This is a genomic window from Corynebacterium sp. HMSC036D03 (assembly GCF_001836185.1).
In the GTDB taxonomy this organism is placed as follows: domain Bacteria; phylum Actinomycetota; class Actinomycetes; order Mycobacteriales; family Mycobacteriaceae; genus Corynebacterium; species Corynebacterium simulans.
In genome coordinates, this window is record NZ_KV827763.1 from 1 (window position 1) to 26,586 (window position 26,586).

21 protein-coding genes and 2 pseudogenes are annotated in these 26,586 nt (G+C 56.4%); 12 read left to right on the forward strand and 11 right to left on the reverse strand.

Features of this window, described 5'->3' with window-relative positions; genetic code table 11:
- Nucleotides 1-435 precede the first annotated feature (435 nt).
- A complete protein-coding gene (locus HMPREF2692_RS11735) occupies nt 436-699 on the reverse strand; it encodes a ribbon-helix-helix protein, CopG family (protein WP_070455581.1) in 264 nt (87 codons plus the stop codon).
- Between the two features lie 230 nt (nt 700-929).
- Between HMPREF2692_RS11735 and HMPREF2692_RS11740 the strand changes: the two genes are divergently transcribed.
- The 5 genes from HMPREF2692_RS11740 to mobF all read left to right on the forward strand — a co-directional run bounded on the left by HMPREF2692_RS11740 (nt 930) and on the right by mobF (nt 10,408).
- Nucleotides 930-1,208, forward strand: coding sequence for a hypothetical protein (locus tag HMPREF2692_RS11740; RefSeq protein WP_070455580.1), 279 nt, complete (start codon nt 930-932; stop codon nt 1,206-1,208).
- Nucleotides 1,209-1,586: 378 nt separating this feature from the next.
- Nucleotides 1,587-3,239 (forward strand): ABC-F family ATP-binding cassette domain-containing protein, encoded by a 1,653-nt coding sequence (locus tag HMPREF2692_RS11745; RefSeq protein ID WP_070455579.1) that lies wholly within the window; start codon nt 1,587-1,589, stop codon nt 3,237-3,239.
- Nucleotides 3,236-4,480, forward strand: coding sequence for an MFS transporter (locus HMPREF2692_RS11750; RefSeq protein WP_070455578.1), 1,245 nt, complete (start codon nt 3,236-3,238; stop codon nt 4,478-4,480). The genes HMPREF2692_RS11745 and HMPREF2692_RS11750 overlap by 4 nt, the downstream gene beginning before the upstream one ends.
- Nucleotides 4,477-5,463, forward strand: a complete 987-nt coding sequence (locus tag HMPREF2692_RS11755; protein WP_070455577.1) for an IS481 family transposase — start codon at nt 4,477-4,479, stop codon at nt 5,461-5,463. Before HMPREF2692_RS11750 ends, HMPREF2692_RS11755 begins: the two co-directional genes overlap by 4 nt.
- Nucleotides 5,464-5,935: 472 nt before the next feature.
- Complete coding sequence (gene mobF, locus HMPREF2692_RS11765) at nt 5,936-10,408, forward strand: MobF family relaxase (protein ID WP_070823695.1); 4,473 nt, start codon at nt 5,936-5,938, stop codon at nt 10,406-10,408.
- Nucleotides 10,409-10,492: 84 nt separating this feature from the next.
- Here mobF and HMPREF2692_RS11770 read toward each other — a convergent pair whose 3' ends face one another.
- The 3 genes from HMPREF2692_RS11770 to HMPREF2692_RS11785 form a co-directional block, all read right to left on the reverse strand.
- Nucleotides 10,493-10,729 (reverse strand): peptide transporter, encoded by a 237-nt coding sequence (locus HMPREF2692_RS11770; RefSeq protein WP_070823697.1) that lies wholly within the window; start codon nt 10,727-10,729, stop codon nt 10,493-10,495.
- A gap of 10 nt (nt 10,730-10,739) precedes the next feature.
- Nucleotides 10,740-11,336 (reverse strand): ParA family protein, encoded by a 597-nt coding sequence (locus HMPREF2692_RS11775; protein ID WP_070823698.1) that lies wholly within the window; start codon nt 11,334-11,336, stop codon nt 10,740-10,742.
- A 658-nt stretch (nt 11,337-11,994) separates the two neighbouring features.
- Complete coding sequence (locus HMPREF2692_RS11785; protein ID WP_070455648.1) at nt 11,995-13,236, reverse strand: GNAT family N-acetyltransferase; 1,242 nt, start codon at nt 13,234-13,236, stop codon at nt 11,995-11,997.
- Nucleotides 13,237-13,411: 175 nt separating this feature from the next.
- Between HMPREF2692_RS11785 and HMPREF2692_RS11790 the strand changes: the two genes are divergently transcribed.
- The 3 genes from HMPREF2692_RS11790 to HMPREF2692_RS13200 all read left to right on the forward strand — a co-directional run bounded on the left by HMPREF2692_RS11790 (nt 13,412) and on the right by HMPREF2692_RS13200 (nt 14,841).
- Nucleotides 13,412-13,666, forward strand: a complete 255-nt coding sequence (locus tag HMPREF2692_RS11790; protein WP_034659529.1) for a hypothetical protein — start codon at nt 13,412-13,414, stop codon at nt 13,664-13,666.
- Entirely contained in the window at nt 13,666-14,259 is a 594-nt protein-coding gene (locus HMPREF2692_RS11795) for a recombinase family protein (protein ID WP_011117489.1), read from the forward strand. The genes HMPREF2692_RS11790 and HMPREF2692_RS11795 overlap by 1 nt, the downstream gene beginning before the upstream one ends.
- Nucleotides 14,260-14,691: 432 nt before the next feature.
- Nucleotides 14,692-14,841, forward strand: a complete 150-nt coding sequence (locus HMPREF2692_RS13200) for a hypothetical protein (RefSeq protein ID WP_011117478.1) — start codon at nt 14,692-14,694, stop codon at nt 14,839-14,841.
- Nucleotides 14,842-15,120: 279 nt separating this feature from the next.
- Here the strand turns inward: HMPREF2692_RS13200 and HMPREF2692_RS11800 are convergent, their stop codons facing one another.
- The 5 genes and pseudogenes from HMPREF2692_RS11800 to HMPREF2692_RS11810 form a co-directional block, all read right to left on the reverse strand.
- Nucleotides 15,121-15,384, reverse strand: a complete 264-nt coding sequence (locus HMPREF2692_RS11800) for a hypothetical protein (RefSeq protein WP_011117479.1) — start codon at nt 15,382-15,384, stop codon at nt 15,121-15,123.
- A 353-nt stretch (nt 15,385-15,737) separates the two neighbouring features.
- A pseudogene (locus tag HMPREF2692_RS13205) lies at nt 15,738-16,155 on the reverse strand (transposase family protein); the annotation flags it as partial.
- A gap of 164 nt (nt 16,156-16,319) precedes the next feature.
- On the reverse strand, nt 16,320-17,174 hold the full coding sequence (locus HMPREF2692_RS11805) for a 23S rRNA (adenine(2058)-N(6))-methyltransferase Erm(X) (RefSeq protein WP_011117480.1): 855 nt from the start codon (nt 17,172-17,174) through the stop codon (nt 16,320-16,322).
- 99 nt (nt 17,175-17,273) lie between these two features.
- Nucleotides 17,274-17,339, reverse strand: a complete 66-nt coding sequence (locus HMPREF2692_RS13575; protein ID WP_071569110.1) for an erythromycin resistance leader peptide — start codon at nt 17,337-17,339, stop codon at nt 17,274-17,276.
- 37 nt (nt 17,340-17,376) lie between these two features.
- Nucleotides 17,377-18,611 (reverse strand): IS3 family transposase gene (locus HMPREF2692_RS11810; RefSeq protein WP_210400663.1). Its coding sequence is split into 2 segments (ribosomal slippage): nt 17,377-18,323 and nt 18,323-18,611, totalling 1,236 coding nucleotides; the frame shifts between segments, so codons are not numbered across the junction.
- 495 nt (nt 18,612-19,106) lie between these two features.
- On the opposite strand from HMPREF2692_RS11810, the gene HMPREF2692_RS11820 reads away from it, so the two are divergent.
- The 4 genes from HMPREF2692_RS11820 to HMPREF2692_RS11835 all read left to right on the forward strand — a co-directional run bounded on the left by HMPREF2692_RS11820 (nt 19,107) and on the right by HMPREF2692_RS11835 (nt 23,714).
- Nucleotides 19,107-20,468: an MATE family efflux transporter gene (locus HMPREF2692_RS11820; RefSeq protein ID WP_231732355.1), complete on the forward strand. Its 1,362-nt coding sequence runs from the start codon at nt 19,107-19,109 to the stop codon at nt 20,466-20,468.
- A gap of 152 nt (nt 20,469-20,620) precedes the next feature.
- On the forward strand, nt 20,621-21,778 hold the full coding sequence (locus tag HMPREF2692_RS11825) for an ABC transporter substrate-binding protein (RefSeq protein ID WP_070497388.1): 1,158 nt from the start codon (nt 20,621-20,623) through the stop codon (nt 21,776-21,778).
- Nucleotides 21,775-22,899: a FecCD family ABC transporter permease gene (locus HMPREF2692_RS11830; protein ID WP_080975109.1), complete on the forward strand. Its 1,125-nt coding sequence runs from the start codon at nt 21,775-21,777 to the stop codon at nt 22,897-22,899. The genes HMPREF2692_RS11825 and HMPREF2692_RS11830 overlap by 4 nt, the downstream gene beginning before the upstream one ends.
- Nucleotides 22,899-23,714: an ABC transporter ATP-binding protein gene (locus HMPREF2692_RS11835; protein WP_049156256.1), complete on the forward strand. Its 816-nt coding sequence runs from the start codon at nt 22,899-22,901 to the stop codon at nt 23,712-23,714. The genes HMPREF2692_RS11830 and HMPREF2692_RS11835 overlap by 1 nt, the downstream gene beginning before the upstream one ends.
- A 28-nt stretch (nt 23,715-23,742) precedes the next feature.
- Here the strand turns inward: HMPREF2692_RS11835 and HMPREF2692_RS13035 are convergent.
- Nucleotides 23,743-24,982: pseudogene (locus HMPREF2692_RS13035) on the reverse strand (IS3 family transposase).
- A 629-nt stretch (nt 24,983-25,611) separates the two neighbouring features.
- Nucleotides 25,612-26,586, reverse strand: coding sequence for a replication protein RepA (locus HMPREF2692_RS11845; RefSeq protein WP_070823702.1), 975 nt, complete (start codon nt 26,584-26,586; stop codon nt 25,612-25,614).

The following is a 26,586-nucleotide window of genomic DNA, read 5'->3' on the forward strand; positions in this document are numbered from 1 at the left end:
CCAAGCCCCACACACAAACAACTTGACACGCTCCTCATCTGGCGTGTGTGGGGGCTGCATGGTGCCGTAGTCTCCTTTCGGATTATCGACACCGACCGTGTTGTGCTTTGCGCACTGTCCATGTGGAAGTGGTAAAGTCTTAACCGACACGGTCGGTGTCGCTTGAATTTGGACCCCCGCTAGAGCGCCAACTCTATGATGCGGGGGTTACCCATATCTTGGGTAACGTGCGCGCCCTGGACTTGAACCGAGGGTGTGTGCCGCTCGCGCTGCGCACCCCATGAGTGTAGGGCGCGGCTTTTTATTTTCTTCGCCTATTAAATCACACCAATGTGACCTACTGGGAGATTTAGTAATGGTGGCGGTTCTCGCCAAGAGGCCTTATCGGTTATTTTCTTTGGTGAAGCTTGCTTAGAACCTAAGGAATTAGTGGCTTCACTCCTGTTCTTCGGTCTCGTCTTTTAGCCCGTTGAGCATTATTTGGTTAAACAGGTTGTTGATTGTCTTCTCTTCGAAGTCCGCAGCCACTTGATTCCAATGGAATTCTTCTAGTTTGGGCAGCATGGCCGTAATAGCCATTTTTAAGTAGAAACCTCGACTACGTCCTGTCCTATCGCAGAGAGCGTCGAGTCGTTCAATGATTTCGTCTGGCATCCGTACAGACACCACACGTCCGGAAGGGTGGGGAGATTGTTTCATGTGCAGTATCCTCTCCTTGGCAGCAATCGTAAACAATGTTTACCATTGCTGCCACTCGTGGGGCTGTCGCTAGGATTGTTTAATCGACACTCTGTAAACAATGTTTACTATGTGCGAGACTGGTGGAGTCTTTTCAAAACTCTTCAATGGCACCATGGGGCGGCATGCACCAAAGAGAGGGCGGGAGGACGACCTATGGAGGCACTGTCATTTTATCGGCTCTACCAACCATGTCCCCAGCTGCACTCATCGCCATGCCGGCCTGGATGCTCATTGCCCAGATACGACGCGCAGGACTGGTGGCAGGAATCATCAGAGCGCTAGGCGGGGTAATCGCCTGGGTCATCATCTGGTACTTCCTTACCTTCCTCGGCGTGATGATTGGCTCCATGGCCGACCACTACGAGCGCACCACCGACGAGACTAACGACTCGCCCTACTCCAACACGTACGAAGACGCGCCCGCCAACCCTGGCGAGTACTACGACCCCAACGAGCAGAAGTACTAGCCAGCATCACTGCAAAAGACTGCTCTTTCTCTCTACCGACTACTGACCATCAGAATCGTAGTCACCCTCTCCGCCAGCGCCTCTGAGGGCGCTGGCGGCTTCGTCGTTGTCCTGGCGCTCATTGTCGTCAGAGTGCGACTCATCGTCTCCAGACGAATCCTGCGCACTAGGTGTACTGACCGGGGACGTTAGTTGACTTGCGTGGCATCGCCCGGGCTCTGTATCCTCGGCCGCATGTACTCAGGCATCGCCTCGATGAAGCTGCGTTCCGTCCGCTGACGGCGGCGGGACCCCTTATGACCTCTCGTCTGCCGTCCTGGCCATCTGCCGGGCGGCCGCTTCGTGGTGCCCGGCTCCATGACGAGCTGAAAGTACGCAATGCCAACCACAGAACCTTTACGATCATGTGCCTGGATCGGGACATCCCAAGGGCCCGCTGCACACATCCGCGCTGAATCACTCCACCTGACACTCGGCGACAGGCCGCTGCTGAGTGGGACTGACGTCACCGTCTCCACCGGGTCGCGACTGGCGATCGTCGGCGACAACGGCCGGGGCAAGACCACCTTGCTCCATATACTGGCGGGGATCTTGAAACCCGACTCGGGAGTGGTGACCCGGGTGGGTTCCCTCGTCCTGGTCAAGCAGGACATGGCCACCGAGGGCGATCGCACGGTCGGTGACCTCATTGCCGAGGCGACCGCCCCATCCAGGGCCGCTCTGCAGGCCCTCGACGTGGCTACCGCGGCGCTGGCCGCGGGCGATGACGCGGCCGACGCTTATTCCGCCGCACTCGAGGCGGCCACGCGGCTGGACGCCTGGGATGCAGACCGCCGTGTTGACATCGCCCTGGCGGGCCTGAACGCCTGTAGCGACCGCGATCGGGTCCTGTCGACCTTGTCGGTCGGCCAGCGGTACCGGGTACGGCTGGCGGTCGCCCTCGGATCGACCCCTGACCTGTTGCTGCTGGACGAGCCCACCAACCACCTGGACGCTGCAGGGCTGTCCTTCCTGACTGAGCGCCTGCGGGACCACCCCGGTGGCCTGGCCTTAGTCAGCCACGACCGCGCCCTGCTGCGCGACGTGGCGACGACCTTCCTGGATCTCGACCCGACCCGAGATGGTGTCCCGCGAACCTACTCGGGCGGCTACAAAGGCTGGATTGAAGGCCGCCGACGAGAACGCCTCAAGTGGGAACAGGATCACGCCGCCCAGGTTGCCCGACACGAGGAACTGACACGCGCTTCAGCCGAGGCGCGCTCCCGCCTGTCCCAGGGTGGATGGAGACCTGAAAAGGGCACAGGCAAGCACCAACGTGCCACACGCGCTGCTGGAGTGGTCCAAGCCTTCAACCGACGTATCGAAGACCTGAAAAGTCATGAAATCGGCGTCCCGGCGCCGCCACTGCGTCTTGCGTGGCCCGCCTCGGCAACCCGTGCCGGACAGAGCATCATGAACGCCACCCAGGTTACTGTGAAGGGCCGATTGGACGCTCCGGTTTCGGTCGACGTGAACGGCGGTGACCGGTTGGTGGTCACCGGACCGAACGGCGCGGGAAAATCCACCCTGTTGGCACTTCTCGCAGGGCGGCTGGCCCCCACCACGGGACATGTGCGAGTTAATCCGAGAGCGCGCATCGCTCTGCTGTCCCAAGAGGTCCCCGACTGGGACCGCTCCAGCCCCGCACACGAGGTCTATGAGGCCTACCTGGCGAAGCTAGGCCGTCGAGCTCAGGCGCCGTCCCTCGGCTCGCTCGGGCTGCTCGAAGCCTCCGCAACCGGCACGCCGGTGGGGCGCTTGTCGCAAGGACAGCAACGCCGTCTCCACCTGGCCATGTGTCTGGCCCAGGATCCAGACCTGCTGCTCCTGGACGAGCCCACCAATCATCTGTCCTCGATCCTCGTTGATGACATGACCACCGAGCTGCTGCAGACCTCCTGCGCGGTGATCGTTGCCACGCATGACCGTCAGATGCTCCACGACCTGGCCGACTGGCCCTACCTGAACCTTGACCTGAAGGACATGCCATGAACCCGCTTCACCCCTTGACCATCCCCACGTACCGTCAGCTGTTCGCAGCGATGGTGCTGACCATCTTCGCCCAGGGTGCCTGGGCCCTCTACCTTGCCATGCAGACCCTCGACCTGGGCGCCACGCCAGCCGCCCTGTCGGGTGTCGTAGTCTGGAGCGGCATTGGCCTGCTTGCAGGATCCCTCCCAGCTGGCGTAATCGCAGACCGGTTCCCCAATAAGTCCGTCATCGTGAGCGTGCTCACCCTGAACCTCACCATCGCGACCGCGACGTCCACGGCAGCAATCCTCGACATTGTCACCTTCTGGATGCTCGCGGTCTCCGCGTTCATCATTGGCACTTCAACCGCATTCTTCTTCCCCGCCTACACGGCGCTGGTGCCAGTCCTGGTGGACGGCGACGACTTAATGGCCGTCAACGGCCTCGAAGGCGCCGCCCGCCCGTTGGTCGGACAGGCAATTGCGCCCGCCGCCGTCGGAGCGGTCATCGGTGCCAGCATGCCCGCCGCGGGCGGGTACCTCATCGCCGGCGCGCTCGGACTCGCCCTGATCGCCGCCCTGCGGCTTCCTGCCCCTTGCTCAGCCGAGACCGACGCCGAAGCTCCGGCCACCTCTGCGCTGCGGGACCTGCTCGACGGGTTCGGCTACGTCGCCCGCACGCGCTGGGTTCGCTCCAGCGTGCTGTTGGCGGCCGCCATGGGCCTGGCCGTGACCGGTCCGCTGGAAGTTCTCCTGCCCGCGGTCATACGCTCATCGCATGAAAACGGACCTGCACTCTACGGCACCGTCCTGGCTGCCCTCGGCGCGGGCGGGGTGGTGGGTTCTCTGCTAGCTGGGTCGTGGCGCACACCGGAACGCTTCCTGCCGGCCATGGTCGGTGCCTGGGTGATCGGATGCCTGCCCCTGTCCATCCCGGCGCTCACCAGCAATTCGTGGGCCATCGGCGCAGGCCTCGCGTTCTACGGGGCGCTGATCGGGATCGGAATGGTCATCTGGGGAGCAGTACTCCAAGAACAAGTCCCCTTGGAGATGCTCGGCCGAGTCGCCAGCCTCGACTTCTTCATCTCCATCGCCTTCATGCCACTGTCCATCGCACTCACCGGACTCCTCAGCCGACACATCGCCGCTGCCAGCTTGTTCATCGCCGCCGGACTCGTGCCGCTCGCCACGACGATCCTCCTTGCAGTCCTGGGGCAACTCCGAACGCCGCGGACGACGCCCGTCGCAGCAGGTGAGGAGTGATTCACGCCAACGCCACCCTGACACCTCGCCACCGGCTCAAGGTGGCCCAGCTCGTCGTCGACGACGGTTGGCCCATCAGCGAAGTCGCCGCCCGCTTCCAGGTCTCCTGGCCGACCGTGAAGAGGTGGGTCGACCGCTATCGCGCCGGCGAGTCGATGCAGGATCGCTCGTCCCGGCCGAAGACCTCACCGAACAAGACGGACAAGGCGACGACGAAGCGGTGCGTCAGCCTGCGGATACGGCTGCGTGAGGGCCCCGTGCAGCTCGCCGCCCGACTCGGCATCGCGCCCTCGACCGTCCACCGCATCTTGGCCGGTGCCCGACTGAACCGGCTCTCCTACATGGACCGCGAGACTGGCGAACCGATCCGCCGGTGCGAACACCCCCACCCCGGCTCCCTGGTCCACGTGGACGTGAAGAAGCTCGGGAACATCCCCGACGGCGGCGGCTGGCGCTACGTCGGCCGCCGCCAGGGCGACCACAACCGAACGGCGACACCGGGTAAGCCGAAGAGCAAGTGGCACAACCCCAGGCTCGGGTACGCGTTCGTGCACACCGTCATTGACGACCACTCCCGCGTCGCGTACACCGAGGTCCACGACGACGAGACCGCCGTCACCGCGGTCGGGGTCCTGCATCGGGCTGTGGCGTGGTTTGCCGATCGCGGCGTCGCCGTGGAGCGGGTGCTGTCCGACAACGGTGGCGCCTATCGCTCGCACCTGTGGCGGGACACCTGCGAGGCCCTCTCGATCACCCCGAAGCGGACGCGTCCGTACCGGCCGCAGACCAACGGCAAGGTAGAGCGCTTCCACCGGACCATGGCCGACGGGTGGGCCTACGCCCGCTGCTACACCAGCGAGCAAGAACGACGCGACGCCCTGCCGGATTGGCTGCACCAGTACAACCAGCACCGCCCGCACACGGCCTGCGACAACCAGCCGCCGTTCTCACGATTGATCAACGTCCCCGAGCAGTACAACTAGGGGAGGAATCACTAGCGGCCCCCAGCATGTCGTTGAAGTCTCGCTGGCTGACACCGACGAGCTCGCGCACAAACTCTTTAGCTTCGCCTAGGTCGATAATGGACTGCGAGGCTTCACCAATCTTTTCGTTCAACTTGTCTCGCTGATCAATAAGGCTGAGCAACGAGTTGGTGCTCTTTTTCCGGTCGCGAAGCTTACGCTGTCCTTCTTCGAGATACTGACGTAGTTCCTGACGCTTCCTCAAACTTCTACTTGCGGTAACCATAAACCCACAATGCCAGCGAACGCACCGCTCCACTCCTGACACAAACACCGTGCGGGAAGTTCGGCGTAACCGGAAGCAATCAGCGGACTATCCCTGCAGGCTTTCGACAGCGCTGTAGACCTGTAGCAGCGGGCGCGGGCGCCCTTTTTACAACACACTATATGCACTCTTAGTGTTAATCGGGTTTTGGCTGCTAGACTAGGGCGTATGATGACCCTGCGCGTAGTCAACAGCGGAACAGGTTATGAGTACCTGTTGCGCTCTGTGGCTACCAATGATGGGCCGACAGACGCGCCAAGTTTGTCGAAGTATTACGACGCTAAAGGAACCCCACCGGGGCGTTGGTTGGGCTCTGGTCTTGCCGGTTTAAACACCGAGAACGTCGTGCAGGGTGGGGAAGTTACCGAGTCGCAAATGGCCGCGTTGTATGGCGAGGGTCTGCACCCGGATGCGGATATGAAGATGTCCGAGGGGCAGAAAATCAAGGACGTCCAGCTGGGTCGTCCGTTTGCTCACTTCACGAATGATGTCCCGGTTTTGGTCGCTTTGCGTGACGCGGAGCGCCGCCATAGGCAGACTACTGGCACGTTGATGAGCAAGCAGGAACGAGCCGAGTTAGTGCAGGATATTGGCCGGGAATTCTTCATTGAAGAACACGGAGTCGAACCGCAATCAGGCCGGGAAATCGTCAATTGGGTCAACGGATTAAAGGACAATGTGCGCCAGTCGGTGTCGGGTTTTGACCTTACTTTTTCGCCTGCGAAGTCGGTGTCTGTGGCGTGGGCGTTGTCTGATGAAGAGACCGCGCGGCGTATTGAGGCGCTTCATCACCAGGCCGTGCAGGAGGCTATGGAGTGGGCAGAAGACAACGCATTGTTTACCCGAGTAGGCAAGCAAGGTCGTGAACAAGTCAAGACTAAAGGGTTCGTCGCTTCCGAATTTAAGCACTACGATACGCGCGCAGGAGACCCGGATCTGCACTCGCACGTGCTGGTATCCAACAAAGTTCAGACCGAAGACGGACGCTGGTTATCCATCGATGGATACACGTTGATGAAGTATCATCAGTCGATTTCGCACCGCTATGACTCCATCTTGAACACCCTGCTTTCTAACCAAATGGGCTACACATTCACCGCCTGTGACCACGGGGCAAATAAGGAACCAACGTGGGAGATCGACGGTATTTCCGAGTCGTTGATGGAGTCTTTTTCCAAGCGTCGACGCGACGCGCAGCCGGTCTATAAGCGACTGGTGGAAGAGTTTGTTGCCGCGCGTGGTGCGACTCCGAACTCGGTTGAGGTGGGTCGTTTGTGGCAGCAAGCTATCTTGGAAACCCGTGACGCAAAGCGTGAACCAGAAAGCCTTTCAGAGCTTCGCGCAGGCTGGAAAGCGGAAGTTGCTGCCCGTGATACTGGGGCGGAAGAACTAGCTGCCATCAACCAACTTGCCGCAAATTCTGACGGTGATGAGCGCCCACTGTTTGACGCCGAGGCCCACCTTTCGGGCCTGATCGACGACGTTTTAGCCACGGTAACTAGGCGTCGTTCCTATTTTCGTACCTCGCATGTAGCGACTGCTGCGGGTGGGAAACTGCAAGGCTATCGCTTCGATTCTCTTTCCGAGCGCGACCTTATCCACGCCACAGTTGTGGAAGCAATTGTGCGCGATAAGGCCATTGCGCTGAACGATTTCGACGTGTTGGAACTGCCCGAGGCCTTGAAAAATACGGCAGGTAAAGCCCGCGATACCCGCGCTGATAGCGAGCTTTATACCACCCAGGACATCCTCGATACCGAAGACAAAGCACTGGGCGCACTCAACGAACCGATGGCTGCATTCGCACCGTCGGCAGCGATTGATAAAGCGCTTGATGAGCACGAAAATCAGGCTGGTTTCCGCCTAAACGCCGGGCAGGAATCCATGGCGCGCTACCTCCTTACCTGCGGCACACTAGCCGCTACCGGCGTAGGCCCGGCAGGTACCGGCAAGACCGCGTCTATGCGCCTTGTTGCCAACGTCTGGGCGAATGAAGGCCGCAACGTTATTGGTCTGGCCCCGTCTGCACAGGCGGCAGAGGTGTTGTCTGAGGACTTAGGTTTTGACGCTTTTACCATCGACAAACTCACCTACACTTGGCGCGGAAACCACCCCACAAAGCCCGGCCACAGCCTCAAAGACCTGCCAGTATCCATTAACGCAGGCGACATGATCATCGTCGATGAGGCCGGCATGGCCTCGACCCCTAACATCGGCTCACTGCTCGAAATTGCCGAAGAAGCAGGCGCAGTCGTGCGCTTTATCGGCGACCACAAACAGCTCGGCGCGGTCGAAAACGGCGGACTTTTCGGCGCTATGGTCAACGCCGCAGGCCGCACTGACAATCAACTCTCCGAAGTCGTGCGCTTCGGCGGAGATAGCAAGCAATCTGCTACCAGCTTGCGCTTGCGCGAAGGCGATTCTTCTACCTTCGACTTCTACGCTGAGCGCGGTTGGGTCAATGGTGGCGCACGCAGCGACATGCTGGACAACGCCGCAGCAGACTACCTGGCGGATACTTCCAGCGGCAAAACCAGCCTGCTTATTGCTGCCACCAACCGCGATGTGGCAGAACTCAACGAGACAATCCGCGCCCACTACATCGCCGTGGGCGTTGTAGACACCACCGTGGAAGCCCCGCTTTCCAGAGGCGAAAAAGCAGGCGTGGGCGATACGATTCTGGCGCGCAAAAACCAGACTTTCTACGACGACGAGACTGCTACCAGTACCCGTATTAACAACGGCACGCTGCTGACTGTCACCGGAATTGCCGAGGGCGGCAGTATCACCGCCCGCAACAATACAACCGGCGAGGAACTGTGCCTGCCAGCAGACTACGTTCGCGACAATGTGCAGCTAGGCTACGCTGCTACCGTCCACCGCGCCCAGGGCAGCACCGTGGACTGCACCCGCGCCGTAATCGACCACCACGTCGATAGGGCCGGGCTGTATGTCGCACTTACACGCGGCAAAATCGCCAACCACATCTATGCGGTAACCGAACACCAGCTAGATGAACTTGCCGAAGAAGGCCACTACCACTACCAAGGCATAGACCATGCTCCGAGCACAAGGGACGTCTTTAATAAGGCAATCTCGCGTGATAACAGCCCGAAGGCCGCGCGCGAGGTCATAGCCGACGTCGTAGACGAGCAGACCTCACCCGATCGCATGATGGGCCTGTGGCTCATGGGCAAAGACGAGGCCACCAACGACTTCATCGACGCCTACCTCCCCGACTGGATCGATACGCTCCCCGGCGACCTTGCCCGAAAGATTGAGACCAGTAACGACGGTGTAGAACCTATCCGCCACGGCTGGGCAAAGCTTATTGACGCGGGCATTGACCCGCGTACCGTCATGGACGCGGCTACCCGCGATATTGACAACGCTCACGATCCGGCACGTCTTATCCGCTACCGTCTAGACGAACAGCTTCGCCTGCGCGATACCGGAAAGCGCCACCAATTGCCTCCTGTATCTGGTCAGACAGATATAGAACTCGATACGTGGCTGCGCACCCACAACCCTTACGACCGTGCGGAGACCACCCGACTTACTGGTCAAGAAGGAAACCTCAACCGGCTTAACCAGTCTGTGTTGGCAGAGCACGCACGCTTTGCCCGTTCCAAGGTGGAATCGCTGACCTGGCAGGAAGCAAGCATTACCACTCGCCTCTACGAAGACAAAAACGCTGCTGTCAATGAGGTACAGGCTAACTTCCAGCAGGTGCGTCTTGATGCTGCGCGTATTCACGCCTATGAGCAGGCTATGGCAGACCACAGTGCGGCCCTTCGTGAAGAAGAAGCTGCCCGCGCAGACATTGAGCACCAGCGCCTACTGGCAGAGGACTACACCCGCCCAGTAGCCGAGCGGGCCTACGACCATGACGCCGATGGATACGGTACGTACCAACAGCGCATAGACCATGCGCACACGCGTCTTGAACAAGCGCAACAGCGCCGCAGCCTAGCGCAGCAGGCCATTGAAGAGACCGGCGCTAACCTGCCGGAGGCAGGTCTGTGGGACGAAATCTGCTACCGCGCCGACGACACCGAAGAATGGGACAAGCGCCTAAACGCTGCCGCACAACACGACAATGACCACACTCAGAGGCTTCAACAGCACCTCGATACTATCCGCCGCGAGAAAATGGACTTCGCCGACCGTGCCGACATTGCTACCCGCTTGCGTGCAGAGGAAATCCCTCACGATGTTGCCGACCATGCAGGCTACATCGCCGACGAAGTCAACCTACTTGCCGCACAACGCACCTACGAACTACGCCGCCTCGGCATAGATGAACCTGCCCAAGAGACAATCCGCGACATGGTCGCAGAAACCATTGCTGCTGCCTACGAACCAGACAACACTGACTATGACAAGCCAGACACCTCCTACAACGAGGCGGAGGAAGAACCACCAGCGCCCGAGACCACAGCAGAAGCCGACAACACCGACAACTCCCAAGACGAAGACGCCGGCGAGCTACACGAGGGCGCACAAGCAAGCCTCGACTTCATCGCAAGCCTCGGACTAGACGACGCACCGCACATCACCACTACCCACAGCAACAACCACGACAACGAGGAACAAACTCCCACCGACGAGCTTGAAGAAGAACAAGGCCTAGAGCTTTAGAAAACAGCGAGGTCAATGCGCTAGCGCTCACATGTGTATATGCCTACATACGCACATGTGTATGTAGGCATATACACCAGGCGATCAGCTTCTTTCCTCGAGCCATCGTGTAGCCCACTCTTCAAAAAGTTGGGAGATACTTTTCTCTTCTTCCACTGCAGCGAGTTTGAGCTCTTTAATCAATTGTCGATCACGGACGTACAACTGAAGACGTGTCGCTTTATCATTAGCTTGAGCGAACATCTTTGTTGAAGGTGAGCTCTTCGACCTATTTCCAGACGATTCTTTCCGCGCCTTATTCTTAGCCTTTGGAATTGCCACTGTGTACCCCTTAATCCTCAAATGCTGCGACGACTTCTTTGGCCAAAGAATCCCAAACCTTCGTAGTTTTGGGCTTTGTTCCAAAAACGCGACGCGTAGCTGCTCTAGTTGGGATGACTGTTTCAGCAAGCGCTGCAGTCTCGTCACCCTCCAGCTCGGCATGGACTTTATCTAGAAGTTTTTCCCTTCTGTCGACATTCGACAGAACAACTGCTGTTGGTATCCCCATTTCTATTAGCCAAGAAAGCGTTACCTGCGTTCGGTCAATATCCATCGGGGAAACACCAGTGGGGAGAAGGACTAAATCGGCAGCCTCGGCGCTTTCGGTTATGAAAGCTAAACCACCTGGAGGGGTGTCGACTATAAGAAAGTCCGGATTGTTCCCCCTCCTGGCAACTCCAGAGAAATCACTTGAGCTGCGGACAGATTCGATAGGAAATGGAAAATCCTTCACTTTGCTTGCCCATCGGGTGGCAGATTGCTGGGGGTCGCCGTCTGCGACGGCGACCGTATAGCCCATCTTCCGAATTGCCTCTGCGAGCATTACTGAAAGTGTGGTCTTCCCCGTCCCACCCTTCGACTGAATTACGGAAATTACTCGAGTCATACAATAAGAATAGATTCAGGGAGGATTTACTCGGGTAGTGACATGCGTATGTGTGTATATGATGCTATACGTATGGAAACCGTTAAGCAGGGGACCGATCAGAAATCGCTTTATATGCATATGCCGATATACACATATGCATATATACTCATTCCGAATTTTAAAGCTATCAACTTGCCGAGGGACACTCCGGTTGCGGGCGCACGTGAAGGCGGTATGGTTTTGGGTGTCCGCAACGCGCTTCCCCCGGCGCATAGTCGGACGGAAGGAAAATAAAAAAGCCACGACTCCCGCACCCCCGCAGGTGGCTTCTCCCCAGTGCTTCCAACGACGAGAAGCACTAGGGGAGTTTCCTTTTATTGAGTACCTTCCAGTTTTTCTTTGAGACTGGTGGCTAAGTCTAGAAGTTCGTCGGGATTATCTGCGGGTCACCGTTGGGGCAGATTCCGTTGTGCTGCGCGCACATACTTAGCGAGTGTGCCGGCGTCGCGGGCCAGTGGGGAAGTGGCAGGCTACTCTGCCTGTATTACCTGTAGGTGCTTGGCGGCACTGTTGGCGGCGTCTAGTGCGTACTCGTAGTCTCCAGTGTCCCCATGTGCCCCAATAAACAAGGCACACAGGTGCGTGTCCTGGGCTTCATGCACAATGCCAGCCACGCTTATTCTTCACCATCCTCATTACTGTTCTTCTCAGCGGAAGGTGTGGGGATAAGGTCTGTTGCCTTCCACGCAATATATCCTGCAATGCCCTGACAGGCGGTACCGATAGCCAGCGCTGTTCCCCTCCACCACAAGGAATTCACCACTCCAGGCGTAGCGAATCTTTCAACTCCAGCTGGAAGCGCCGCTACAATCGCTACAGCAACTAGTCCCATAACCCGCCTCGGAGGTTTCTTTTCCTGACCCGAGACAGATGCATAGTACATGGACAGAAAAATGGCGAACGGGACAACGTAAAAGAAAGACATGCCCATCGCTTCTAACGCAGAGCGTTCTGCCCACCAACCAGGGAACTTAGCAAAGAAGTTTGCAACAAGGAACAGCAGCGCTTGAACTAGGATTAATCCAATATTTCCAATCCTGTACCGGGTTTCTGTAGAAAGACCACGAATCCTATCCAGAATTCCACGTTTCCCTACCGCCGCCTCTTCCCGGCTATATTCAGTGGGTATAGGACGGCTTTCCGTCTTTCTACCTTCTACATCAGCTGCTGACGGTTGCTCTAGCACTTTAGTGTTCTCTGCCCCGTCCTCCTGCGGGATAGCTTCCGCTTTTTGGGCAGGCTGACCATCTTCGTGTTCAAGTGACTGTTGAAAGAACACTCCACCCGTTCGGGGATTAAAAACAGTCCACGGAATGTCCCCAAAGATGGAAGTTGGTTGATTTCCGGACTCAATGGCAAAACCTAGGTTTTTATAAAAATTAACAAGCTGAGAAGAATCGTTTTCGGCATACCCGTACATCTGCGTGAATCCTAGGCGTTTAGCCTCTTCAAGCGCCTCCTTCACCAGCTGAGTGCCGATTCCTTTATCCCGTTTCTCTCGCTCAACGAACACTTGTGTTAGATTTGCTTTGCTTAAATGCTTTTGCATTACATCTAGCCTTTTCGTGTTAAAGGCTTGGGAGAGAATGTCGCTGGAACAATGAAATCTAGCTGCTCCAATAATTTTGCCCCCACTGTCCTGAGCTATTACAAAGTGATCCCCGAAAAGTGATGTGTTTTTGAGTCCCAGCCTCCTGAAGACCTCTTGTGCCTCTTCTATGTCTTTAACTTTGGGAATGTCTCCTGCACTAAAACCGTTTTTCGTCAGTAGGTTCCCCGCCTTGTCCCTCATTTCGAAGTTTCGCCTTTTGTTTGTTTTGGGGTCTGACGTTGAAATAAATTCGAGTGTATAGTCCATGCCCCCACCTTAGGGTATAAGCATTTGTCAGGATTCCACTCCCTTTTTAGGGTACACCCTATTGTTACGCCGGTGTGCGGCAGAATGTTTCCTGTAAAATAGGGCCGTTCCTAGCATTGTTTTACACGTGTCTAGCGGGGTCTAAGCCTTATGTTTACAGAAAGTGGTGAGTGTGATGTTATCGTCTGACGGTTTCCATATTGAAAGTCATATTGACTCTGTACCCGCGTTGGCGCGGGTGAAAGATCTGCATGGTGGACTCTCGTCGGGGCAGCAGGCGTTGGGCAGGATTGTACAATCCTTGCTTGCTGACGCTGATGGCCTCGACGGTGTTCAGCTTTATGCCCTCTCGGATGCAATCGAGTCGTATCGTGATGCAGTCATAGAACAAGAGAATGCCGCCTTTAAACCTTCGCGGAGCGAAGACTAATGGTCAATGACTCTGGTTCGCATGGGCAGCGGGTGGGCTATATCCGTGTCTCCACGGTGGAGCAGAATAATCAGCGCCAGAAAGAACTACTCAATGCTTCCGGCAGGATTGACCGGTTTTTTGAAGATAGGATTTCCGGCCGCACCAAGACTGCCCGCCCTGGACTTGTCGAGTGTATGGCGTACGTGCGAGACGGTGACGAACTTGTCGTGTCGTCGATTGACCGTCTCGCCCGATCGCTGACAGATCTGCGCGGTATTGTTGATGAACTTACCGGCAAGGGTGTGACTGTTACTTTCCTGCATGAGAATCTCGCGTTTGCGAAAGACACGTCCGATCCGCGCGCGGATTTAATGCTCGGAATTCTCGGTAGCTTCGCGGAGTTTGAGCGGGCCATTATCCGCGAGCGCCAGGCGGAGGGGATTGCGTTGGCGAAAAAGGCCGGAAAGTACAAAGGCCGCAAACCCGCTCTTAGCCCGCAGCAAGTAGCGGAGATTAAACGGCGCATATTGGCAGGGGAGTCAAAGGCAGCACTAGCGCGGGAATTTGGGGTAACCCGTCCTACGGTGTATCGAGCATTGAAAAACACCTAGGGTAGTGCAGCCGTGATGGTAGATCAGCGCGCCCATGAGCCCCGTCATATGTCTTGCCATATGGCGGGACATATGTTTAGGCATATGCTAAAGCATATGTCGGCAGTTATGTAGCACTGCCAGCATTTTCGTGCGTCTAGATAGGGTGACAGGCAGAGAAATTAGCGGTGTTGAGTGCAGCTGCAAGTAGCACTGTACGGGTTTCCCCTCATGGGCGGCTTTTATAAAGGCAGGGGTGAAATCATGCTTCTAGGTCTCGTCAGGGGTGGCTGCTAACGTTAGTGCCGGTTCACAATCATGCCCCGCCACCTGTGGTGGGGCGTGGGCGTGACTTCCTCGTCGGTGCGCGGTAAGGCCCGCGCGTGACGTGGGCTGTCCCGCGCGCCTTTTTCAGGCGAGCGGACAACCCTACGACGTAAAGGGAGGTAGACAATGGGTAAACACTCATTGGATACACCCGGTCGCAAAAGAAAAGACCTTGATGCCACCAAGCTTGACTGGCTAGATGTGGCTACCAAGGTCATAGTTCTTGTGACCGTAATCGTGAAGCTCGTTACCGCGATGCTTCACGTGGGTCTTTAGGCCCGAGGGTCTCAACGAGCTGGCACTCGTTGGGGCCCTTTTTATTGTGCAGCCGCAATTCAGGGATGAACTGTGCTGTCACTTTTTAGGCTAATGGGCGCGCGAAGGTTTCGCAATACTCCCACACTGAGCCCGTAGCCCTCCTTTTCTCTACTGCGGGCGGGAATCTGCGTATTCGTGCGCCCGCGAGTCCTGCCATATGGCGGAACATATGTTTAGGCATATGTTATAGCGTATGTTCCGCCATATGCTAAAGCATATGTTCTGTGTTATGCAGGTTTACCTGCTAGTTCTTGCGTTTAGGCGGAGTCCGAAAATGGTAATCCACAAGGCTAGTAGGCCGAAGGAGATGAGCAGTGCGGCCAGTTCTCGCGAGAGACCGGCCTGGGTGAAAAGGAAGGAGGGGACAAGGATCATTGCTGCGCTTATGCTGCCTCCAAGCGCGGCGTAATACATACGGTCTTCTGGCCGTTCGCGGCGGATGGTCTGGATGATTAAGACGAAAAGTACTGCGAGTGCGGCGAGGGTGATGGTCGTGTACATTCCTTCTCCTTTCGGGACTGGTGCCCATTTTATCGGTGAGGGTGTGCACGGTCTGTGTGCTGCGTTTTCCAAGAGTCAGGGTGTGTTAGTGTTATCCCCCGTAAGATCCTGATGAGCAGTTGAACAAACTGCACCACCGGAAGTAACAAACTCGAAAGGGTATGTTACCTCCGGTTTCTTTCATTTTTCAATCTTTGAGGTGCGAAGATTGCACGCGTGGGGATTGAGGGTGTGAATCCCACTGTCGTGGGTTTGATGAGGTAGTCGATGTTGCGGAAGCTTTGGCATCGGCGTGCGTTGTGCTCCGTACGTTGTTTCAAAAACGGGTTTCATCAAACGGAACAAAACCTGGGACACTTCATATCCCACCCCAGGCCTAATGACTTGGGTGCAGCGGCAACGCTCATCCGATTTAGGCAGAGTCGTTGCAGGATCCAGTGGGTCACCTGGTCCGTGGTCTTTGAATTGTCGGGCGCGCAGGCAAGGCCAGCACGGAAGATCTTCTGCAAGCAACGCTTGTTGGTGCACCGGTAGCGTGGAAGGCGCACATGAAGTTGTTGGGTGGCCGACGATGGGCAGATCGACCAGGCTGCGGATGACGTGGTCGCGGAATACTCCAGGCTGCCCGCAGGTAGGGCATTCATTGATCGGCTCGACGGGTTCGGCTTCAATAACAGTGACGTCACCGTTTTCTGTGGCACCGGTGATAGTAGTTCCTAGTTTTGCGGTGCGGCAGATGGTATCGACGATGACATTTCCGTTAGGCTGCACAGTAGGTCCTTAGTTTTGTACGGATGGATTAGATACCTTTTTCCTACAAAGCCAAGGACCCCAATATCTTGTGCCACGCCCGAACCCCCGGCGAACTAATCAATGCACTCTAAAACCGGAAGAGCCCTTTTAGTACTACTGGTGGATTTCGGTTTTGGTGGGGATTAACGCCGCCGGCTTCGGTTTTTCCGTTGAGGAGGTCGTTGACTACTTCCCGATGGTGAAATGGGTCGATGGTGAGGTAGAGAGGAACCAGTCACCTGGAAGAGATCGATCCAGTCGTTGGTGTGCAATCTGGGAGGTAGGGTCGCGGGGTCGATTCCTCGCGAGCGCAACCATGATTGTGTTTCTGAACGTGATGAAAACAACCCTGCCCTTCGGAGAATTTCCCCTATCCCGCGTCCCCGGGCAGTGAAAACGGTGTGCACCATCGCCTGAAAGGCTTTGCGCTGCTCTATCGGAATCTTCGGGTCACCCACCCGGCGGATCACTAAGATCCCCCCGTCAACGTTTGGCTGTGGCCGGAAAGCAGACCTTGGTACCCGAGAACCCAGGTGAAATGTGAACCATGGGGACCACTGAGCCGTCATCATCGTGCTTGCGCCTACCCCGGCCCGGCGGCGAGCGACTTCCCACTGCATGAGGAGTACAGCGTCAGTCCATGCTGGCGCATGCAGCAACTTTCGAAGAATGGCAGTGGTGAGGTGAAAGGGAATGTTTCCCACAATGACGCAGGGAGTGGCGGGTAACCGGAAGTTAAGGAAATCATCATGGACCACTTCGACCGCCGCCGAGGAGGTTTCTTGTGTGATTTTGGCAGCTAGTTTTGCGTCCACTTCAACTGCCGTTATCGCCCTCCCCAAGTGGGCCATCGGGTGAGTGAGGGCACCGCTTCCTGGTCCGATCTCAATGATGGGGCCGGAGGTTTGTTTCACAAGGTCGATGATGGAGTTGATGATCTTGTGGTTGGTGAGAAAATTTTGGCCATGCTCGTGACGGCCGTGTCCGTATGCAGACATCAGGTGTGCTCCTTGGATTTGAAAGGGAGCCGGGCATGACAAATAGCCGCCCGGCTAAAGGACCGGAGCGGTTTTTAACCTACGGGGTAGGAAACCGCCTTAGCGGTTGGTGCGCAACCGCAAGAAAGCGGTACCTGAAATCAACATGGGTCTAATTATATCCATTTAAATTCGCGGGTGTGAAGTGCCCCGGGTTTTGTTCCTAGGCGTTTGCCTTGATTTCTATTATTGCTTGCGGCGGGTGCTGGTCCCAAAATTCGGTTTCCACTTCAGCTGGCGTGCGGTAGCCCAAGCTTTGGTGAAGCCTCGTCTCGTTCCACCATGACACCCACTCAAACGTCGCGATTTCCACCTCGACAACCTCATCCCACCTGCGAGTATGGATCAGCTCGTTTTTGTAGGAACCATTAACGTTTTCCGCCAGAGCATTGTCATAGGAGTCGCCAACAGTTCCGGTGGAAGCGGCAATCCCGTGCTGGGCAAGACGCTCGTTGTAGACAACGCTGACATACTGCGAGCCGTGATCCGAATGATGAATGAGACCTGTTGTTTCCTCAGCAGACGCGATCGCCTGGTTGAGAGCTTGCAGCGGCAACGCTTCGGTGCGCATGGAATCTGATAACGCCCACCCAACGATCCGTCGGGAGTAAACATCGGTGACAAACGCGGCATACACAAAGCCTTTCTTCGTGCGCACGTAGGTAATATCAGCCACCCACAGCTTGTTCGGGCCTTCGGCTTTGAATTCTCGCTCCACCAAGTCCGGGCGCAAATCCGGCCTTTGAGGTGTGCGAGTGGTCATAGGCGAGCGGCCTTTGCCTTTGCCTGATACACCGGCTAGACGCATCAGCCGCGCGGTTTGTTCACGACCGATATCGATTCCGTCACGATGAAGAGCATGCCACATTTTCCGCACACCGTAGATGCCGTAATTATCCCGATGGATAGCACTAATGCGTTCAACCAGCACAGCATCACGAAGGCCGCGAGCACTTAATCCACGGGCCTTGGACTGACGATACCCACGCGAGGTGATGAACCCACCAGCGCGGTTTTTCTTCAACGTCTTACAGATGAACTCGACAGAGAAACGATTCCGGTATTCATCGATGAACCGGATCATTTCCGACGTTTTGGGTCGAGTTCCGACGCGAAAAAAGCTGAGGCAGCCTTTAAAAGTTCATTGGTGTCGCGTAGCTCTTGATTTTCACGGCGTAGCCTCGCGTTTTCGGCGGCCAAGTCTTCAGGCACGGGTTCTGGGATGTTTCCCGCACGGCGGGCCTGTTGGGTCCATTGACGGGCTGTGTGCCATGACACCCCCAGCTTTGGGGCTACTGCCTGGCACGCGGCTTGCATCGACATATTTTCCGCCAAGATGCGGTCCTCTACAAGACGGACCACACGGTCCTTCGCATCCTGGTCAAATTTTCTTGGCATATTCCAGATTTTCCCATCTACTCAGACGGAACAAAACCTGGGACACTTCAGTCTCTCCTATCCATCTTCACACTCCTTCCACCTGAAGTGTTTGAAGTGGAAATCTTCAATTATGGTAGCCTTACCTAAACTAGGTATAATCTTTATACTTTCCGAAGGGAGTCTCTGCCGCTGCAAACACCAGCCCTGAACGGGATTCGGTCTCAACCAACGGTGGTACCGCTGGGGCATCGGCCAGCACCAGCTGAATCCGCAGGGGCGAACCACTAATTTCCATGGTGCAGACGGCAGCGTCCGATTGCAACTTTGGTGCAGATGTATCGCAGCGCCATTCGCTTCAACGGCCTGGAGGCCGCAAATGAATCGGATGTGCTGCGTATCTACCGCTAGAAACCGCAGCACATTGGAGACCAGCCGCCAAAATGGGCGAGGTTTAGAAGATGAGAAGCGAGGGCCGAGACGAATGTTAGTCCGAAGTTGAAGGTGGCTGCGAGGTTGAAATCCATCCGGAAATATCGCGAAGTTCTGGGAATTTCCCTTCCCATCGCTGGAGTACAACTCGCCGGAGTTGCATTGACCACCACGGACGTATTGATGCTGCAGTCCGTGGGCGTACTGGCGATAGCCGGCGGCGGCCTAGCGATGCAGCTTTACAACCAGATCCGCACGATGTGCGTGGGCATGGTGACGGCCGGGGCAAATCTTGTGGCTGAAGCAGCAGCAAAAATGGAAAAAGAGAAAACCTCTTGTCAAAATTGCGAGGCGGGAGCAGAACAGATCCGGCGGGCTGTGCGCTCCTCCTTCGCGGTGGCCACTGGCACTGCAATTCTCGGCGCGTTACTGGTCATCGCCCTAGGCGGATTGGTCCTTGTTCTGCCCATCGACAAGCACGTTGCCCAACTCACCTTCGCCATGACCCTTGCGCTCGCACCCGGGTTAGTCCCGATGATGTGGCTCAACGTCCTGCGCCAATTCGCCGTGGGCATGCGAAAACCCGGCTCCCTGTTAACCATCACGCTGATATCGATATTTATAAATATCGCATTGAACTGGTTATTTATGACATGGGCAGCCTCGGATCACTGGAAGGTAGCGGGCATCGGGCTTTCTACAACTGTCATCCAACTGCTTACCTTCCTGGCCTTCCGGATTGTGGTACTGCGCATTCCCGAGCTACAGCCCTATTTCCACATCCTTCCGTGTAAAGGAGATGGGGAGACTATCTGCCGCCTCGTCCGCCTCGGGGTACCAGTCAGTCTGACCTATGGCTCGGAGGCTGCAATAACAACCATCGCCGGTTTAGTGATGGGGACCTTTAGCCCACAGATGCTAGCGGCGCACAATATTGTGAACCAACTGGCGTACATCGTTTACCAAGTGTGCATCGGCTTTTCTCACGGCGGCTCGGTGCTGATCACAAGGGCTCGGGCCGAGAGTGCCGACTCAGTGCGCGAGATTACCCGACGCATATTGTTCGTCGTGGTCACGTATCTGGGAATAATGGGCGCGCTGTGGCTTCTGTTGGGCAGGTGGGTACTGCATCCTTTCTTAAAAGAGGCAGATCCCACCACCTTTCACATTGCCGTCCTGCTCCTATGTCTCGCGGTACTGCAACAGTTCGCCAAAGGAATCCAAAACGTGGCAGTGGGCCTACTGAGAGGCCTGAAAGACACCACCTCAGGGCTACGCTGCACCCTCGTCGGGTACTGGCTGGTTGGCGTCCCCGGGATTCTGATATTTGGAAAGCTCCTCGGATGGGAAGGATATGGCGTCTGGTTAGGACTCATCATGGGTTTCGCAACCACGGCGGTACTGCTGCTACGCACATATTCCCGCCGACTGAATGAACTGACTTAACGGGAATGTTGGGGGGTAAAAGTTTCATCACCCATTGTAGATAAACAAAGGTATGGCTAACCTAATAGATCCACTTGGAAGAAAGGATTGCCTTGTCCCTCACGACAACTAGGGCTCGCGGTTTTAAAACCCCACGCGCCCCTCACCACCGAATGGCCCGCGTAGTCGCCTCAGCCGTCACCGCCACTGCCCTCCTTATGACCGCTGCCTGCAGCACTAACGATGAACAACAGACCGCAGATGACGGAGAAAAGCAACAGATCACCGACATTCTCGGGCGCGAAGTCGAGGTCCCGAAGAACGTCGATCGGGTCCTCATGGGCGGGCAACGGATGCTTTACACGACATCCATCCTCAACAAAGAAAACCCGCTCCAGGGCATCGTTGCCTGGCCAGATGACCTGGAGCAGAACGACCCTGGCACGTACAAGAAGTACGAACAGAAATTCTCAGAGATCGAAGATATTGAGCAAACTGGTGAAGTTTACGACGGCTCGATGTCCGTTGAGCAAGCTTTGAATTCCCGTCCAGATGTCTTCATTGTCTCCGCAAGCAGCTTCGAAGCCGCCCAGGATGCTGGCATCGTAGACGGTCTAGAAAAGGCCGGAATCCCCACGGTTACCGTCGATTACTTTACCGACCCGGTGAAGAACACCGCACCGAGCGTGCGCTTGCTCGGCAAGGTACTCGGCCACGAGAAGGAAGCGGAAGAGTATGCCGAGTTCTATGAGTCCAAGGTGAACATGGTTCAGGAGCGCCTAGAAAAAGCCAAGGCCACCCCCACACCGACCTTCCTCTGGCGAGCTCCCGGCTACTTCGACTGCTGCTCTACCTTCGCTAAGTCCAACCTAGCCCAAATTGTTAACGCAGCGGGTGGCGAAAACGTGGGCGACGATATGATCGACGCCAAGCAGGGGCAAGTCTCTCCCGAGGCGCTAGCTGAAAAAGACCCAGACGTCATCATCGCCACCGGCGCAGACTGGACCGGCGCCAAGCAGCAGCCAAAGAAGAATGGCTTTGTACCCCTGGGCTACGACGAGTCCACCGAACAGGCAGCCAAAGACTTCCAACGCGTTGTTGACGGGCAACCTGTCCTTAAGGAAATGCGGACGGTCAAGAACAAGCGGGCCTACGCTGCGTGGCATCACTTCTACGACTCCCCATACAACTACCTAGCCATCGAGTGGTTTGCCAAAGCCATGCACCCCGACCTGTTTTCCGATGTCGACCCGCAGGCCGATTTGGAAGAACTACATGAAAAATTCCTCCCTGTGGAGGCTAGCGGCACCTTCTGGACTGGTTTGCCATGAGCCACGGAGCACGAGCGCAATCAATTGCCACCGGAAGCGAGGTGGACGACCAAAACTCTACCCCGCAACGGCAACGCCCCCGGTCAAACTGGTACCGAACAGCTAGCAGGCGAAAGGTAGCGATCATCGCAGGGCTTACGGCCCTGCTATGCGTCACCATTGCCATAGATTTCCTCATCGGCAGCAGTTTGAACGCAAATGAGGCGCTCTACGTGCTCTTTCACCCCAGCGATTCCCGCCCAATTGACTGGCAGATCATCTTTGATATACGTCTGCCTATGACCGTCACAGCGGTGCTCATCGGTGGCACCCTCGCTGCTGCCGGCGCAGAGATGCAAACCATCTTGGATAACCCCTTGGCAGAGCCCTATACGCTGGGCATTTCCGCCGCTGCGAGCTTTGGCGCAGCCTTTGCCACCGTCTCAGGATTCACCGCGGCGGGAATCGGGGCAGCGCTGGGAATGGCGGGCAGTGCTTGGGTCTTCGCCCTCGCGGCCTGTGCGGTGATCGTCCTATTCTCTCGGTCAAAGAGCTCTGGTACCGAGGGAATGATTCTGCTGGGCATAGCCATCGTGTTCCTCTTCGATGCTCTACTAGCGCTAATGCAGTACCTCGCCTCGCAGACCCAATTAGAGCAGGTGGTTTTCTGGACCTTGGGCAGCCTTACGCGCGCTACGTGGCCTCAGATCGGCCTTCTCGCGGTCATCTCACTAATCGGAATTGCTTACTTCTACCGCAATGCGTGGACGCTGACCGCGTTTCGAATGGGCGACGACCGCGCTAGGTCCATGGGTATCAATATCCCAAAGCTGCGCACGTACACGCTGGTGGGAGTCTCCCTTATGGCGGCAACTGCCGTTTCGATGGCCGGGACAATTGGTTTCATCGGACTCGTCGGCCCACATATCGCCAGGATGCTCGTTGGTGAGGACCAACGCTTCTTCCTCACCACGTCCATCATCTCAGGTGCGCTTTTGCTGACCTCAGCCTCAGTGGTATCCAAGCTGATCCAGCCTGGGGCGATTCTGCCTGTCGGCATCATCACCGCGATTGTGGGCGTTCCCGTGTTCGTCGTCCTCATTGTTTTGCGACGCCGCCCCCGAACTGTCTCCTCAACCTAATGATCGCCTCTCCCAGTACTTCCTGCCCCAGAAAGGACCCCCTCGTGGAACAACCGCCCACGGTTCCGCCAGAACCCACACTCCGGGTAGATAACCTGTGCTTTTCCCATGGAGACGAACAGATACTGAATGACGTATGTCTCCCAAAGATCGAAGCTGGAACCGTCACCGCCCTCGTCGGCCCTAATGGCGCTGGTAAGTCGACTTTGCTGCGCTGCATGGCTAACCTATGCCGATTCAGCGGCGACGTCACTGGGCCCGAGGCAGTATATTTGCCACAGGATCCCCCGCCGGAAAGCACCCTTACCGTATTCGAATCGGTACTTCTGGCACTCCAGCATTCCCGGACGGGATTCAGCGGACTACGGGTAGCCACATCCACACAGGACCGAGTCAGCTCGGTCCTCACGCGGCTGGGGCTAGAAGACCTAGAATCCCGAACAATGTCCCAGCTCTCCGGCGGCCAGCGTCAATTAGTAAGCTTCGCCCAGGCCATCGTATGCCGGCCGCAGGCATTACTACTGGACGAGCCAACCAGCGCTCTTGACCTAAGAAATCAGCTCATCCTCATGGAGCATATTCGCGCCTATGCAGCTGAAGCACCCGCGGCGGTCGTGGTTTCGATGCACGATCTTTCACAAGCAGCGCGCTTCGCTCACCGCATTGCGGTACTCCACGCGGGCACTGTATACGCACACGGAGCAGCTAAGGACGTGTTAACCGCAAAAATGTTGCGTGAAGTCTACCGCGTAGATGGAAAAGTCACCCTTACTGATGACGGTTCTGCAGCAATCACCACATCCAGAGCCATATAAGGGGCTTGAAGTGCCCCGAGTTTTGTTCCTAGGCATGTTCCTTGATTTCTATTATTCCCTGTTGCGGGTTCTTCTTCCACAATTCGGTTTCCACCTCGGCTGGGGTTCGATATCCCAGGCTTTGGTGGAGCCTTACCTCGTTCCACCATGACACCCACTCGAACGTCGCGATTTCTACCTCGACAACATCATTCCACCTGCGAGTATGGATGAGCTCATTCTTGTAAGAGCCGTTAACGTTTTCAGCTAGAGCATTGTCATTTCAGTCACCGACGGTCCCAGTGGAAGCGGCAATCCCGTGCTGGGCGAGACGCTGGTTGTAGACAACGCTGACGTACTATAAGCCGTGATCCGAATGGTGAATAAGGCCTGTTGTTTCCTTCGCGCTCACAATCGCTTGGTTGAGTGCTTGCAGCGGTAATACCTCGGTGCGCATCGAGTCCGATAATGCCCATCCGACGATCCGCCGGGAGTAAACGTCAGTGACAAACGCGGTGTACACAAAACCCTTCTTCGTACGCACGTAGGTAATGTCGGCCACCCACAGCTTGTTTAAGGCCTTGGGCTTTGAACTCACGCTCGACCAAATCCGGGCGCAGATCCGGCCTGTTGAGGTGTACGGGTTGTGATTGGTGATCCGCCTGTGCCTGTGCCAGAAACACCAGCTAGGCGCATCAGCCGGGCGGTTTGCTCACGACCGATGTCGATTCCGTCACGGTCAAGCGCATGCCACATTGTCCGCACGCCGTAGACACCGTAATTATCCCGATGAATGGCACCAATGCGTTCAATCAGCACAGCGTCACGAAGGCGACGAGCACTTAAGCCCACGGGCTTTGGACTGGCGATAACCACGCGAGGTGATAAACCCACCAGCCCGGTTAATCTTCAACTCCGGTGCAGATGAACTCGACAGAGAAATGATTCCGGTATTTATCGATGAACCGGATCATTTCTTAACGTTTGGGGCCTGGTCGTGAGGCGAAAAAGCTGACGCAGCCTTCAGCAACTCGTTGGTATCTCGAAGCTCTTGATTTTCGCGGCGTAGCCTGGCATTTTCGGTAGCCAAATCTTCAGGAACAGGTTCTGGGATGTTTCCCGCACGACGAGCAGGCTTAAGTCCATAGACGAGCCGTGTGCCATGAAACCCCCAACTTTGAAGCTACTGCCTAGCACGCGGGATGCATCGACATGCTTTCCGCCAAGATGCGGTCCTCCACGAGACGGACCACACGGTCCTTTGCATCCTGGTCAAATTTTCTTGGCATGTTCCAGATTTTCCCATCTACTCAAACGGAACAAAACCTGGGACACTTCACGTCGATGTAGCGCTTGTAGACCACTGCCTTGCCTCCCCTGTCCATGGTTCTTTTCTTTGAAGAAAGTCTAGAAGACACAAGGCTACGTGGAGGGTTATAGGACTGTGGTTGTTGTGGGGTGTTTTAGTGGCAACCAAATCTTTGATTTGGGCGGCAGCCCAACGAGCCGTAAGGCGAGGCGGGAGCATAAACAGTAGCTCGTAGTGAACGGTTTTGTTGGTTGATCGGCTGGGGATATAGATCTACAGGGATATAGTTATAAGCGACCTGGGAAAATAGAGAAACTCGCAGGTGAAACCCTGTGTATAAGTGCCTTTATGTGTCAACTTATGCGCAGGCGTGTGTCAACTTATGCGCAGGCTCTTTTTCTGTGTGTCAACTTATGCGCAGGTTGAGCTGGGAGAACCTGCCATGTGTCAACTTATGCGCAGGCGTGTGTCAACTTATGCGCAGTAGTCTCATGTGGGTTTCCGTATGGGTAAATCAGCGCAGCCGTATTTTGCGTGAGGGTAAATCTGTGCACGCTGTTTTGGGCAAAAAGAAAGCGCCCCGTAGGGCGCTAGTCTTCCGTGTTCGGTTTAGTCGAGTTCGGGGCGCGGTGGCTTCTGGTGAACTGATGGAGCAGTCCTCGTGACCGTTACGCCGTCTGTGTTGGCTTCAATTCCCGAGTTCGGCCATACCTTTGAAACTTCTTCGATTGCTTCCTTTGTGCGTCGTCTGAAGTCTCGCATCTGAGTCGTAGAGGTTATCTCTGAGGTGGCGAAGTTGGCGGCGATTATGTCCCAAGTGAAGGTGTAGGCTTCGCGGTTGTTTTTAGCCAGCCAGTATTGCTTTACGGTAAGCCAGATGTAAATGTCCATCGAACGTGGTTTGTTGAGCTCGCGCAGTACATTGAGGTCGATGGGGATGGGGGCTTCGGCAATGTGCTTGAAGAACTGGGGGGTTAGGACGAGTTCTGATTCCATGAAGCTCCCCTGGTTGGGGTCGCGGGGGTCGAACCAGAGGTTCCAGTCTTCGAGGATTTGGGTGTTGCGTCCGCGTGCGTGAACGCCGTCGTCGCTTTGGACAGTGATGAAAGAACCTGCGATGCGTAGGAGCTGCTCGCGGATATTTTTCAGGTTTCCGGTTGCTCCTCCGGTGCCGCGTCCGGTGATGCCGATTGCTTGGAGGAAGTGGCTCATGGAGTGTCCTAGTGGAATGCGGCAGGCTTCTTCGTGGGTGATTTTTCCTTCTTTGAGGCGTCCGGCATTAGCTACGGCGCGGGTGATGATATAGGCCATGATGAGCCTGGGGTACTTGCCGTAGGGGACTCCTCGTTGGGAGAGGATGGTGATTGTTCCCTGTGGGGTTTCGACGGTGCGGTTGTTTCCCTCGGTTTTGCGGTAGGGGAAGAGTGCTTGGACGAAGAGTTTGGAGGTGTAGCCGACGTCTTGGGATTGGAGTAGTTCTTGTGCGGCGTCGTGTTCTTGCCTGCGGGCTAGTTCTTTGACTGCTTCGAGCTTGGCGCGGCGCTCATCTGGAGAGTGTCTGATGGTTTGTGTGTGGGAATCCAT